The 13,202-nt window shown below is 26.7% G+C and carries 12 protein-coding genes and 1 pseudogene; 2 read left to right on the top strand and 11 right to left on the bottom strand.

Going from position 1 to position 13,202, the window contains the following annotated elements:
* Positions 1-201: 201 nt before the first annotated feature.
* The 8 genes and pseudogenes from BM027_RS08675 to BM027_RS08640 form a co-directional block, all read right to left on the bottom strand.
* Positions 202-1,467, bottom strand: coding sequence for a tetratricopeptide repeat protein (locus BM027_RS08675; RefSeq protein ID WP_090090881.1), 1,266 nt, complete (start codon positions 1,465-1,467; stop codon positions 202-204).
* 350 nt (positions 1,468-1,817) lie between these two features.
* Positions 1,818-2,342 carry a chromate transporter gene (locus tag BM027_RS08670; RefSeq protein ID WP_090090879.1) on the bottom strand — a complete coding sequence of 175 codons (525 nt, stop codon included), beginning with the start codon at positions 2,340-2,342 and terminating at the stop codon, positions 1,818-1,820.
* Between the two features lie 5 nt (positions 2,343-2,347).
* Entirely contained in the window at positions 2,348-2,881 is a 534-nt protein-coding gene (locus BM027_RS08665; protein ID WP_090090877.1) for a chromate transporter, read from the bottom strand.
* Between the two features lie 321 nt (positions 2,882-3,202).
* Entirely contained in the window at positions 3,203-4,822 is a 1,620-nt protein-coding gene (gene ptsP, locus BM027_RS08660) for a phosphoenolpyruvate--protein phosphotransferase (protein ID WP_090090875.1), read from the bottom strand.
* Between the two features lie 183 nt (positions 4,823-5,005).
* Positions 5,006-5,230, bottom strand: a pseudogene (locus BM027_RS18885) (ribonucleotide-diphosphate reductase subunit beta); the annotation flags it as partial.
* Positions 5,231-5,299: 69 nt separating this feature from the next.
* On the bottom strand, positions 5,300-7,135 hold the full coding sequence (locus BM027_RS18880; RefSeq protein WP_090090873.1) for a sensor histidine kinase: 1,836 nt from the start codon (positions 7,133-7,135) through the stop codon (positions 5,300-5,302).
* Positions 7,107-7,799 (bottom strand): response regulator transcription factor, encoded by a 693-nt coding sequence (locus BM027_RS08645; protein ID WP_090090871.1) that lies wholly within the window; start codon positions 7,797-7,799, stop codon positions 7,107-7,109. Before BM027_RS08645 ends, BM027_RS18880 begins: the two co-directional genes overlap by 29 nt.
* A gap of 237 nt (positions 7,800-8,036) precedes the next feature.
* Positions 8,037-8,762, bottom strand: a complete 726-nt coding sequence (locus BM027_RS08640) for a tetratricopeptide repeat protein (protein WP_090090869.1) — start codon at positions 8,760-8,762, stop codon at positions 8,037-8,039.
* Between the two features lie 433 nt (positions 8,763-9,195).
* Here BM027_RS08640 and BM027_RS08635 point away from each other — a divergent pair, with 433 nt between their 5' ends.
* Positions 9,196-10,053 (top strand): YitT family protein, encoded by an 858-nt coding sequence (locus tag BM027_RS08635; RefSeq protein WP_090090867.1) that lies wholly within the window; start codon positions 9,196-9,198, stop codon positions 10,051-10,053.
* A gap of 76 nt (positions 10,054-10,129) precedes the next feature.
* Here the strand turns inward: BM027_RS08635 and BM027_RS08630 are convergent, their stop codons facing one another.
* On the bottom strand, positions 10,130-10,702 hold the full coding sequence (locus tag BM027_RS08630; RefSeq protein WP_090090865.1) for a Fe-S-containing hydro-lyase: 573 nt from the start codon (positions 10,700-10,702) through the stop codon (positions 10,130-10,132).
* A 15-nt stretch (positions 10,703-10,717) separates the two neighbouring features.
* Positions 10,718-11,560 (bottom strand): fumarate hydratase, encoded by an 843-nt coding sequence (locus tag BM027_RS08625; protein ID WP_090090862.1) that lies wholly within the window; start codon positions 11,558-11,560, stop codon positions 10,718-10,720.
* Between the two features lie 138 nt (positions 11,561-11,698).
* Here BM027_RS08625 and BM027_RS08620 point away from each other — a divergent pair, with 138 nt between their 5' ends.
* The gene (locus BM027_RS08620; RefSeq protein WP_090090860.1) at positions 11,699-12,097 is read left to right on the top strand and encodes a hypothetical protein; all 399 of its coding nucleotides are present in this window, start codon (positions 11,699-11,701) and stop codon (positions 12,095-12,097) included.
* An 88-nt stretch (positions 12,098-12,185) separates the two neighbouring features.
* Here the strand turns inward: BM027_RS08620 and cwlD are convergent, their stop codons facing one another.
* The gene (cwlD, locus tag BM027_RS08615) at positions 12,186-12,842 is read right to left on the bottom strand and encodes an N-acetylmuramoyl-L-alanine amidase CwlD (RefSeq protein ID WP_090090858.1); all 657 of its coding nucleotides are present in this window, start codon (positions 12,840-12,842) and stop codon (positions 12,186-12,188) included.
* Between the last annotated feature and the right edge of the window lie 360 nt (positions 12,843-13,202).

Raw genomic sequence — 13,202 nt, 5'->3', positions numbered from 1 at the left:
ATTGTTTTAAGTTGTTCCGTTTTTGATTGTCCAAAGCCCTGTATTTGGAGCAATCGATAATGGGTACAACTTAAAACAATAGAAACTGTTAATGCAATTTTTATAGTACTGGAGAGTAATTATATATGATATTTTCAACTTTATAACATCATTAAAAAACAATAAGTCAATGTGTTAATATATTTTGTATCATATGCCCAACTAATGATTAAGTATAGATGTAATATTGTTATTAAGATAAATTGAATTAGGAAAATCATCTCTTAACTTAGTTGCATAATATAAACTTTTATCCTTATCAATATTACTAATTAATAATGCTACATTATACAATGCATTATCTGTATATACTCCCTTAGGATATTCATTATAGTATTCTTCATACATTTTCACTGCTTCTTTAGTATTTGAAAGTTTATCTAAATTAACTGCGCTATAAAACAATACATGTTCTTTTAAATAACTACTCCCTACATAAGCATATGCTTTTTCAAATTCAAGCATTGCCTTTTCATAATTATTTGAGTTAAACTCCTTCATAGCTCTTTCATAAAAATTTTCTACTCCACTTGTTTTTAATACATCAGTACATTGCCTATATATTGCTTTATCCTCATCTTTTAAATTTTTTTCATTAACATTATTTAATTCTAAGTACATAGAATCAAAATCATTTTTAGATATTGCCTCCATTATTTTTTGGGAATTAAATGTAGTTTTAGAAACATCGTTTTTACTTGCTTCTTGTAAGTTTTCTTGTTCCTTGTTAGCTTGAACTTCTTCATTTTGATTAGTTTGTAAATCTCCTGTTGTTTTATCTTGTGATGAAACTATACTATTATAATTTGTGTCTTTATTACTTTTAAAATATTTAGGTAAATTATACGCAATTCCACATATTAAACTTATTACTACTAATGATATCAATGGCAATAAAATTTTCTTTGATGAATCCTTGTATGCTTTAACTTCTATCAATTCTTTCTTAATTTGTTTTGCCATTTTTGAATTTTTATCTATACTAAGTGCTTTATTCATATGCTCTATACTTTTTTCGAATTGCCCTTTTTTTTGATAGCATAATGATAATGCTGTATTTACTTTTATTGAATTAAAATCACTTTCTGCACACTTCTCAAATAAAGTTATTGCTTCTTGTATATTTAATTCTTTTAACTTTTTTTCCCCAAGTAAATATAATTGACCTCTTGTCTGATCTTCTTTTGCATCATTTATGTAATTAAAAGCGATAACGTCATTATTAAAATCCTTATTTATCTTCCAAACAGTAATTGCTCCCTCTAAATTTCCTTTTTGATATAGTAAAAGTCCTTTTAAATTTAATATTGCTGAACTTTTTAAACTATATGATAACCCTAATTCACATATTTCTAATGCCTTATTAATTTGTCCACTTTGGTAATATTTTATAGCCTTATTATAAAATTTATTGTTTTGCTTTTTCATATTATTCCCCTTTTTTATTTTCGCTATATTTTAGAAGAGCGTTGATATTATATATAATATCGAAATTTCACCGTCCATAAGCTTTATATAGTAATATCAACATGGTTTTAAAACAAAGACTTTATTTTCAGTAATTTTAATATCCAAAAATCATTTCTATTTTAAAATAAACTTTATTCATTATTAAACCTATATACTAAAATTAATCCTTACCATAAAATTTCTTAGGTTATAATAATTAGACATATTCAAAAAAATAACAAGTCAGTATGTTGATTTATTTTGTCTTAAATAAGGTTGTTATAATTAATAGTATAAATACATTCCAAAAATAATGTAAGGTGTAACAGTTAGAAACTCCAAAAAATAATTCCTAAAACAGCAGATAAAGCAATTGATACTATTGGATGAAATTTTTTAGATAAAAGCATTCCACCAATAATTAAACTAATAATCACTGATCTAACATCAATATAAGCTTCTTTTGACAAATTAAAAAATGCTTGAATTATTAAAGCAATTAAGACAGGTCTCATTCCAATTAATGCTCCCTGCAATACCTTAGAATCTTTAAATTTACTTAATGCCCTTGAAACTATGCTCACTAATATAAAAGAAGTTGTTATAACTCCTAATGTTGCAAAAATGCTACCATTAACTCCTGCAACTTTAAATCCAACAAATGTTGCAGAGTTGATAGCTATTGGTCCTGGGGTCATTTGGGATAAACCTATAATATCCATAAACTCATTTAAGGTAAGCCAAGAATTATTATCAATAATTTCTTTTTGAATAAATGGTATCATTGCATATCCTCCACCAAAACTAAAAGTTCCGATTTTTAAGAAAGCTAAAAATAATTTAGTAAGTATCATATCTTTTATACCTTCTCTCTTAAAAATATACTTCCATATATAGCCGAAACTAAAATGACCACTACTGGATGTATCTTGAAAATAATTAATGCTATAAGAGCCATTGATATTATTATAAATGTCCTCTTATTCTTTTTTAATCCCTTTGATAAACTTATAACGCCAACCAAAACTAACATTGGTACAGCTGCATTAATTCCTTTAAATGCTATATTAACAAAATAGTTTTCCCTAAACTTAATAAATACACTTGCGATAATAAGTATTATAAAAAAAGACGGTAACGTCACAGCTAAAGTTGCTACAATTTGTCCCGTCATACCTCCAATTTTCTGTCCTATAAATATTGAACAATTAATTGCTAAAGCGCCTGGTAAACTTTGAGAAACTACTAAAATATCCATAAATTCATCTTTGCTTAACCATTTTTTATTTATTACAACCTCTTGTTCTATTAAAGGAATCATTGCGTATCCCCCACCAAATGTAAAAGCTCCTATTTTAAAAAATACAATAAACATTTCTAAAATTGTTTTCATAGTTCAGCCTCCTTATTTTCTTTTGAAACTCTTAAAAACTATAAATTCTTAGATTTTATCTTTACTTAAGCATATTAAAGAAAATAATAGACCATATACAGACATACTGGTCTATTATTTTTTTAAATATGCCTTATACTTTAGGCTATGTTTTAAGTGAATGTTGATATTGTAAAACATAGCCATACTTTAAAATCAATAAGACTTAAAAACATAACAATAGCTTTAATCTAATTTTCAACTCTAAATATATTGTTATATTTTCAACTTTATAATTTTGTATAAAAAAAGGTGGATTTTACTCCACCTAAATTTTTAATATTATTCTTGCTCTAACATAATCTTCTTTGCATTTAAAATTGATGTAGAACTCATTGAAAATTCATCTAATCCATATTCAACTAATGTAGGAATAGCTACTTCATCTCCAGCCATTTCTCCACACATTCCAACCCATTTACCATGCTTATGAGCTCCATCTATAGTCATCTTTATTAATCTTAATACAGCTGGGTGCATTGGATTATAAAGATATGAAACTTTTTCGCTCATCCTATCTGCAGCTAAAGTATATTGAATCAAGTCATTTGTTCCAATTGAGAAGAAATCAACATGCTTAGCTAATTCGTCAGCATATACTGCTGCTGCTGGAATTTCAACCATGATACCCCATTGGATATTTTCTGAGTATTCTTTTCCTTCAGACTTTAACTCAATCTTGCATTCTTCAACAACTTCTCTTGCTTGTTTAAATTCTTCTAATCCTGAAATCATAGGAAACATAACTGCAAGTTTTCCATAAATAGAAGCTCTTAATAATGCTCTTAATTGAACTTTAAATACTTCTTTTCTATCTAAGCAAAGTCTTATTGCTCTGTATCCTAAGAATGGATTCATCTCTTCTGGTAATGGTAAATAAGGAAGAGTTTTATCTCCACCAATATCTAATGTTCTGATAACAACTTGCTTATCTTCCATTTTTTCAAGAACGAATTTATAACTTTCAAATTGCTCATCTTCTGTTGGAGCACTTTCTCTATCCATATATAAAAATTCAGTTCTAAATAATCCTACTCCGTCTCCACCATTTGCTAAAACTCCAAGAACATCTTCTGGCTTACCAATATTTCCACAAACCTCAAGTCTTCTACCTGATTTAGTAGTTGTTTTAACGTTTATTAATTTCTTTAACTCTTCTTGTTCTTCTTGGAATTTTTTTTGCTTAGCTCTATATTCTGCTAAAACTTCTTCTGAAGGATTTATAATGACATCACCTTCTATTCCATCAGCTATAATTGTATCACCAGTTTTAACTGATGTAGTTATATCACCTAATCCAAGTACAGCTGGAATTTCTAAAGTTCTAGCCATTATAGCTGCATGTGAAGTTCTTCCACCTATGTTTGTAATAAATCCTACTACTTTACTTCTATCTAATTGTGCTGTATCAGATGGAGTTAAATCATGCGCTACAATTACTGTATTATTCTCAGTAATTGCAAAAGCATCTCCACCATTTCCTGTTAGATTTAATACTATTCTCTTAGAAACATCTTTAATATCTGCAGCTCTTTCTTTCATATAATCATTATCCATAGATTCAAATATAGCTACAAAGCTATTTGTAATGTTATCTACAGCCTTTAACGCATTAAGACTATTTCCTTCTATTTCATTTATCATAGCACCAGTAAATTCTGGATCATCTAATAATGTAATATGAGCTTCAAAGACAGCTGCCTTTTCTGCTCCCATTTCTTTTTCTGCTTTAACTTTAATAGCTTGTAATTGTGTTTTTGAAGCCTCTAAAGCACTTTGTAGTTTTTCCTTTTCAATAGATACATCTGCAACCTTTGCATCTGTTATAACTATTTCTTGATGTTCTTTTAAAAATATTTTTCCTATTGCATATCCTTTAGAAGCAGCAATACCTTTTTTCATATTCAAAACTCCTCCTTGAAATTAAAATCTATTCTATAAAATAACTTAATTTTGCATTAGTTAAATTAATAACAAAATCTATGATAACCTTTAACTTTATGACATTAGCCTTAACTATTATAACATAATTTTTAAAAAAATTAACATATTTTAATGTTTTTTGTTGAAAAATTGCTGATTTTTTTATAAAATTTCCTGTAAATCATCAATTAAAGCATAAACTTTTGCATAAGCTGTGGATTTTGCTTCAAAAAAATCTGTCTTTACAGAATTTGAATCTACTACTGTATCAACCCATGTTGCTAGATTATTATCATGCCCCACAAATAAAGTTTCTAAGTTTATTTCTCTTAATCTTTTATTTCCTAGATACTTTATATAATCTTCAATTAACTTTTTATTTATACCTTAAGTCTTATCTCATATAACATAATTGCCCTAATTAACCTCTTAATTAATATAGTTTATTTGTTTATATTATTTATTAATAACAGGAAGAATAACATAAATTTTAAACATATCACCTTCATGTTCTATTTTAATCTTACCTCCATGAAGTTCAACTATACTTTTAGTTATTGCAAGCCCCAAACCTGATCCTTCAATACTTGAGTTTCTAGATTTATCTGCCCTTGCAAACCTTTCAAATATTTCTTCTTCATCAAAGTCCATTTCATAATTTGAAATGTTTTTCACGATAATATTTACATAATCTTCCTGCAATTCTACATTAACATAAACCCGGGTATTTTCTAAAGAGTATTTTAATGCATTAATAATTATATTCTCTAGTGCCCTAGACATCATCTTTCCGTCAAGTTCTATACATATTTCATCTTCTTTTGTTATAACTTTAAATGAAATATTTTTCTCTTCATATAAAAAACTATATTCACCTATTCCTTGATGTATTAAAGAGAGGATATCTATCTTTTCTTTATTTAATATTATTTTTCCACTATTAATTTTAGACATTTCAAATAAATCCTCAATTAATGATTTTAGTTTCAGTGATTTTTTATCTAATATTGATAAATATTCGTTTCTCTCTTCATCTGTTATGTTTCCATTCTTTAAGATATTTACATAATTTATTATTGAAGTTAATGGTGTCTTTAAATCATGAGATACATTAGATATTAATTCTGTTTTTAATCTCTCATCTTTTACTCTTTCATCTAAAGAACCCTTGTATCCTTCCTTTATCAAATTAATATTCCCAATCAATTCTTGTACGGTTGGTGAACCTGTTACTACAATATCCTCATCTAAATTTCCCTCATTTAATTTTTTTAATCCATCATTTACTACTGCTATATCCAATGTCTTTTTTAATGTGAATATAACACTTAAAAGTAATCCAGTAATTATTAAGACAGTACCTTTAAAAGGATATGTCTTAAAGAATCTAACAAATATATTATTTTCATATCCACCGGTTGCAAGAAAATATAAATATGTAATTAAAAGTATAATGGATACTCCTATTGATAATACTAATGTACCTCTTGTTTCCTTATACCTAAATCCATTTTTAAGTACAAATATAATATTATTAATGATTCTCGACTTAACTTTAGGCTCTCCCGTATTAACTTTTAATATAAATATTAATTTTATAATTAAAGCTATATAAATAATTGATAATATTAATATAGTGATAACTTCTTTTTTTATTGCATTAACTTCTTGATTGTATGTATCTTTAGGTGTGTAATACACTTCTTCAAAGTTCTTAATAGTATCATCTATATAATTAACACTTCCATTGCTTACTAAAGAGTTGTAACTGTTTATATTATCAAATTTAACAATTATACTTTCTTGTCTTTTGAATCTATTATTTAATAGATCATCTATCTCATTTTCTTTAATATACTTAATTGAAGAATCTAAAAAAGGATCATTTGTAAATAATTCTTTGGTTTGCTTATTTCTAATTATAAAATAAATATCCTTTTTTAAATTAAAATCTTTAATATAATTTTGTGAATCAATATTAAAAGACTTCATCTTTTGACTTAATTTTTCTTTATTTTCATTATTAGCTGTTAATAGCTGATATAAACCATCCGTATTGTTATATATTATTGAAGAAAAGGCTTTAGTATCATCATAAAGTCTTTTGGTTTCATATTCATCTGTATTAAAAACCGCATTAATTATACTTCCATGATTTTTTACTTTATTAAAATTTGTATAATCTTCAAAAGTAGAAAATAAAACACCTGTTATTAAAACTAATAATAGTACATCAACTAACCAAATGCTTTTAAAATAGATTTTAACTTTCTTTTTCAATCTTATATCCAATACCCCACACCACCTTAATATATTCAGGCTCTTTTGTGTTTATCTCAACCTTTTCTCTTATTCTTCTAATATGAACAGTCACAGTGTTTTCACTTTTATAAAATGGTTCTTCCCATACCTTCTCATATATTTCTTTTATTGAAAATACCCTTCCTAAGTTTGAAGCTAAAAGATAAAGTATCTTATATTCTGTTGCTGTAACTTTTACTTCTTCACCTCTTAAATTAATATTTTTTGCAACAGTATCAATTATCAAATCCTTAACCTTAATAATTTCTTCTCCCTCTTCAATATTTAATGGTTTATCATATCTTCTTAACTGAGATTTGACTCTAGCAACTAACTCTAAGTGATTAAATGGTTTAGTTATGTAATCATCAGCACCTACATTAAGTCCTAAAATTTTATCAGAATCTTCTCCTTTTGCAGACAACATAATTATAGGTAGATTTTCAGTTTCTCTAATCTTTAAACATGTTCTTATTCCATCTAACTTTGGCATCATTACATCCAAAACAATTACATGTATCTTTTCATGTTGAAGGATCTCTAAAGCTTGTAATCCATCTGCTGCTTTAAACACCTTCAAATTTTCTCCTCTTAAATATATCTCAATAGCATCTCTTATTTCCTTTTCATCATCAGCTACTAATACATTAAACATAATTTATCACTCCTAATATTTTTATTTATCCTATAGCTAATAGCAAAGAACATTAAAAATCTTTATTTATATAATATTAGTCATATTCAAAAAAATAACAAGTCAATATTTTAGTCTATTTGGTATCATATTACGTCATCATATTCGCCTAATAATAAGCTATGATCCAAACATACATCCTAGTCTAACACAAAATATACATCTATATCTTTGACTCGTTATTTTCCTTTGTATGCCTTATCTGATCAATTCTTTAAATTCTTTTAAATCTCTAACCGGATCAAAATCTGCTTCTGCTTTTGCTTCATTTTTAACAGCTTCATCTATATCTATAGCCTTTTTTAAATATATAATAGTATTTTCAGCATCTCCTCTTCTTCCATAAATGGATGCTATGCCATAATAAGTCCAAACATAATTTTCAACTTCTAAATCTTTATTATACCATAATAAAGCCTCATCAAATTTGTTATATAATTCATAAGTTAATGCTTTATTAAAAATTGCATATCCATAATTTGGTTCAATATCTAAAGCCTTATCTATGTCTCTCATTGCATAATCAAAACTACCGTTATATGCTTTTGAAATTCCTCTTATATTATACCCCTTTGCACTGTTTGGGAAATCTACTATAATCTCATTTGCTTTATCAATAGCACTATCATATTCATGTGAAAAAAAGAATTTATATGCCTCATTATATAATAGTGTTTCTCTTTCATCCTCTTTTGCCAATTGCTCTTTATCATTCTTATCATTGTTTTCTTTTTTAATACTTATAAGTTCTTGTTGTGAATCTAGTGATTCTATCTTCTTTTCTTGACTTCCATCATTAAGATCAAGTGTTTTCTTATAATTTTTAATACCTTCAAAAATTAATACTAAAATTGCTAAAATAACTAATGCTATTAATATTATTTTTTTAGTCTTTTTTTCCCCTGGTAATTCAATTCTACTCATATGTTTCTCCTCATCGTTATTACTTTAAGCATATTAAAAAATAATAAGTATTATGTTTTGTGTCCTACTACATCAGTATGATAAGCTAATAGGTAAGCTATGAGCCAAATATACCTCCTAGCCTGACTAAAATATAGATCACATCTTTGACTGGTTATTTTCTCTTATATGTCTTATAAAAATATTATCTCCTATAATAATTTTTTTTTCAATTATTACTCACATCATTATAAAAGAACTTACTAATTATATATATTCTAAAAATCATTGTTCATTTGAATTTATTCAATATCTCTATTATTTCTTTAGAGATTAACCATATAAATAATGAATTATATTAAATAGAACATATATATTACATAAAAGCTTGATTTTTTCTCTATAAAGTGTATTAATATTATATTGTACTTATATATTTCAAAGGAGAAAAGTAATGAATAAACTTTATAAATACAAAAATATTGTAATTGATACTTTGTTTATTTTTATAGGATGTTTTATTGCATCTTTAGGAGTAAATCTGTTTCTATCCCATGCTAAACTTTTAAGTGGCGGTGCTACAGGTATTGCACTTATATTAGAATATACCGTTGGTTTACCATCTGGTATTATAGTATTTATACTAAATCTTCCATTATTATTATTAAGTTATAAGAAACTCAATAAGGATTTTACAATATATACAACAATAGGAATGACATCTTTATCTTTATCGCTTATCTTAACAAAACCATTTAAAAATATTATTTATGTTAATGATATTCTTCTTTATTGTATATATGGTGGAGTTTTATGCGGAATAGGATATGGATTAGTGTTTTTAAGAAATGGTTCTACTGGCGGTACCGATGTTATAACTATGCTTATACGTAAAAAATACTCAAACTTTAACATTGGTAGTTTAGGATTTGCCCTTAACTGTATAATTATTGTAATAGGAGCACTTATTTTCGGATTACCTCAAGCTCTTTACACCCTTATCTCATTGTTTACTCAAAGCGTAGTTTTAGATAAGATGTTAAAAGGATTTAACACAAAAAAACTACTGCTTATTTTAACAGGAAAAGAGCAAGAAATTATTAATTATGTAATTACTGATCTTCATAGAGGTATAACATCTCTACTCGCTGAGGGAGAATATACTCATGATAGAAAAAAAATGCTTTACTGCATAGTTACATCAAGACAGATGATTGAACTACAAACTTCTATTCATAATATAGATCCATCTGCTTTTATTACTATTGTTGATATATCAGAAGTTAGAGGAAAAGGATTTAGAAATATCTAAATATACATAAAAATAGCTTATGGAAATTGTTGTTTCACAAGCTATTTTTTATGCCTTCTAATCAAGCGCTTACTTATTATTTTTTCGAATATACTTTAATTGATTCTAAATATTTTGTTTGTCCTAATTCATAAAGACTATTACCCTCTGAATCTATTATAACAACTAATGGCATATCTTTAACTTCCATTCTTCTTATAGCCTCAGCTCCCAAGTCTTCATATGCAATTATTTCGGATTTAACTATACTCTTAGCTATAAGTGCTGCTGCTCCGCCAATAGCACCAAAATATATTGATTTATTTCTTTTAATTGCTTCTATAACCTCTTGATTTCTTGCACCTTTCCCTATCATTCCCTTTAAACCTAAATCTAATAATGTTGGTGCATATGAATCCATTCTGTAACTTGTTGTTGGTCCTGCTGATCCTATAACTTTCCCTGGTTTTGCAGGGGAAGGTCCAACATAATATATAATTTGATCTTTTATATTCATAGGTAATTTCTTTTCATTATGAATTAGCTCTGTTAATTTCTTATGTGCTGCATCCCTAGCTGAATAAATAATCCCACTTAATAAAACACTGTCACCAGCCTTTAATTTTGATGTCTTATCAACCGTAAGCGGTGTACATAACTTAATTTGCATTTTCACTATTCCCCCCTATATTATAACTTCTTTATGACGTGTTGCATGGCAATTTATATTGACTGCTACAGGTAACCCTGCAATATGAGTTGGGTATGTTTCTATATTTAATCCTAACGCTGTAGTTCTTCCACCAAAGCCCTGTGGCCCTATTCCTAATTTATTAACCTTTTCTAGTAATTCAATTTCTAAGTCTTTATAAAACTCATCCTTATTTCTTATGTTAATAGGTCTTATTAATGCCTTCTTAGCCAAATATGCTGCTTTATCAAAAGTTCCCCCTATTCCAACACCAATTATCATTGGAGGGCATGGATTTGGTCCTGCTGCCCTAACAACACTTAAAATAAAATCCTTAACTCCCTCTAATCCATCAGATGGCTTTAACATTCCTATCTTACTCATATTTTCAGAACCAAATCCTTTTGGTGCAAGAGTAATTTTAATCTTATCTCCAGGTACAATATCATAATAGATTACAGCAGGTGTATTATCCTTTGTATTAACTCTTCTTATTGGATCGCCTACTACTGACTTTCTTAAAAATCCCTCTTCATATCCCCTTCTTACGCCTTCATTAATAGCCTCTTCTAAATTTCCACCTATCAAATGAACATTTTGTCCTATTTCCAAAAAGACACAAGCCATACCGGTATCTTGACACATAGGCATTTGTTCATTATCTGCAATTTCAGAATTAAGAATTATTTTATCTAAAATATCACCTGCTAACTCCCAAGTTTCTTCTTTTCTAAACTTTTTCAAGGCATCTTTAACATCTGATCCTAAAAAATAATTTGCTTTAATAGATAATTCCTTGACTGCATCCCTAATTACCTCTACATTCACTTCCCTCATCTTAACAACTCCTCTAAATCTTTTACTAATTATAGTTTAAATTATTTTTTATTATTTACAAGAACAAAAATCTCATATTTAATGACTTTCCTTACTATAATTAAAAATAAACACTTTTAATTATTAAGGAGTATTATCATGAAATCAAATAATTTAGATAAAATATTTAGCACTATCATCTATGTATTAACTATTTTTTTAATAGGTCTTATCTTATACAATATATTTTTAATATTAAATAAAAATTTGATAAGTAAATCACCATCTAACAATAGTGTTAAAGTTAGTCCTATCTCCGAAGAAAGTATCTATGTTATACCTAATATGAACTCTATTCACAATGTTACTTTTAAAGATACTAACTTTGATAGAATGACTTCTCTTTCAAAGGCAATCATTCTCTATGAGAATGATAATGATTCAAAACAATCCACAATATATTCTGCATTATTTTCAGATAAAAACTTTACTAAAGATTTATCCTCATATCCTATTTCCACGAATATAGATACTCAATTAATGATTAATTTAAATTAGCCTCATACTTATTTGAGGCTAATTTTATATATGTTAACATAACAACTATAATTTTGTTCATTACTAACTATTCATTACTAACTATTGATTAATTATTTGAAGCTTCAAAATATAAATTAACTCCACTTAAAATTCCTTTAACTATTTTATTTTGGTGTTCGTCACTTTTAAGTCTTTGTTCCTCTTCGTAATTAGATAAAAAACCACATTCTACTAGAACACATGCACCTTCATATCCATCTCTTAATATCTTATATTGATTTTTTGCTGGTTTAGAAATCCTTTTATTGTTATCATTTATATTCTCTTTAAGCATATTTTGTATATTACTAGCTAAGACCTCACTTTTATCATTGTCTGAATACCATACTTGAGCTCCAAAGCATGCTTTTTGAGGGAAAATATTCTGATGAATAGAAATAAAAACATCACAATTATTTTCCTTTTTCATTCTACATCTTGCATTTAAATCATTCACTTTTTTTGAATCTAATTGATTATCATCTTCCCTGGTCAAATATACAATATATCCTTCTTCATCTAAAGCATTTTTTAATTTTAAACTTATAGCTAAATTTATATCTTTTTCAACAGTACCATTTTTAGATTTTGCACCTCCATCTATACCTCCATGACCAGGATCTATTAAAATTACGTGCTGAGATTTCTCCTCTATTGCTTTAACAGGCATTCCAAATACTAAAAATAGTATACAAAACACTGCCAAAATCCTTTTAATTTTCATTATTTTACCTCCTCATCTTCTTTAAACTTTTATACAAATTATTATTTGTTATATATTTTACGATTATTCAAGTAAGTCCACATATTTAATATTAAACTTTAAGATATACAAAAAAGGAGAGAAATAACTCTCTCCGCCTTCATTGATACATACTATATCTTTTAGCATTTATACTATTGATAAATCGTTAGTTAAGCACATTTTGTTAATTATGTGTTAGTTATACATATAATTAAATATGTATTTAAAAAATTTTAATATATATTCTAAAAGTCATTGTTCATTTAAATTTATTTAATATATCTAGAAACTCTCTACAAGTTAACCTTATAAATAATGAATTATTTTAATTAAGACATA

The organism is Clostridium uliginosum, assembly GCF_900112485.1.
Lineage (GTDB): Bacteria > Bacillota > Clostridia > Clostridiales > Clostridiaceae > Clostridium > Clostridium uliginosum.
This window is presented reverse-complemented; position numbering and strand designations above follow the sequence as displayed.